At 75.8% G+C, this 1254-nt stretch carries 1 protein-coding gene; it reads left to right on the forward strand.

All coding sequences use genetic code 11. The features are described 5' to 3' along the window. Positions 1 to 1254, forward strand: a 1254-nt coding sequence (locus MFF42_RS24865; protein ID WP_238258618.1) for a heme biosynthesis protein HemY, incomplete at both ends; no start/stop codon positions are given.

Consider the following 1254-nt stretch of genomic DNA (forward strand, 5'->3'; position numbering starts at 1 on the left):
CCTCGTCTTCCTGGCCCTCCTGGCCGTCGCCGCCTACGGCGCGGTGTGGATCGCCGACCATCCGGGCACCGTGACCGTCGTCTGGAACGGCTACGAGATCGGCATGAGCCTCGCCATCGCGCTCACCGGCGTGCTGGTGGCGGCGATCGTCATCGGCCTCATCTGGGCGATCGTGACCGGCGTGATCGGCCTGCCCGCCAGCATCAGCCGCTCGACCCGCGAGCGGCGGCGCAACAAGGGTCTCGCCTCGCTTTCGCGCGGCATGATCGCCGTCGGCTCCGGTGACCCGCTCGCCGCCCGCCGCCACGCGGGCGACGCCGAGCGCCTACTCGGCAGCCAGCCGCTGACGCTCCTCCTCAAGGCCCAGGCCGCCCAGATCTCCGGCGACCGGGACGCGGCCGAGCGCGCCTTCCAGCGCATGGCGGACGACCCCGAGACCCGCGTGCTCGGCCTGCGCGGCCTGTTCGTCGAGGCCCGCCGCCGCGAGGACGAGGGCGCCGCCCGCGCCTACGCCGCCGAGGCCGCCCGGCTCGCGCCGAGCGTCACCTGGGCGAACGAGGCGGTTCTGGAGGCGCAGTGCGCCGACGGCGAGTGGTCCGCCGCCACCGAGACCGTGGAGCGCCGCGCGTCCCTGGGCCTGATGGACAAGCATGCCGCCCGCCGGCAGCAGGCCGTGCTGCTCACGGCGGCCGCCCAGCGCCACGAGGCCGGCGAGCCCGAGACCGCGGCCGAGCAGGCGCTCAAGGCCGTCAAGCTCGCCCCTGACCTCGTGCCGGCCGCCGTCATCGCCGGCCGGCTGCTCGCCCGGCGCAACGACCTGCGCAAGGCCGCCAAGATCGTCGAGGCGGCCTGGAAGGCGACCCCGCATCCGGAGCTCGCCAAGGTCTACCTCAACCTGCGCACGGGCGATTCCGCCCGCGACCGGCTGGCCCGCGCCGAGAACCTTGCCAAGCTCTCGTCCTGGGATCCGGAATCGCGCCTCGTGATCGCCCAGGCGGCGACCGAGGCCAAGGATTTCGCCCGCGCCCGCGAGGCCCTGGCGCCCCTGACCGACGATCGGCCGACGGCGCGCGTCTGCCGGATGATGGCGCGGATCGAGGCCGCCGAGCACGGTGCCGAGAGCGGCCGTTCCCGCGAGTGGCTCGCCCGCGCCGCCCGCGCCCCGCGCGATCCGGCCTGGGTCGCCGACGGCGTCATCTCCGAGCGCTGGGCCCCGGTCTCGCCGGTCACCGGCCGCCTCGACGCCTTCGCGCC

The sequence above is a fragment of the Methylorubrum podarium genome, from assembly GCF_022179745.1.
Classification (GTDB): domain Bacteria; phylum Pseudomonadota; class Alphaproteobacteria; order Rhizobiales; family Beijerinckiaceae; genus Methylobacterium; species Methylobacterium podarium.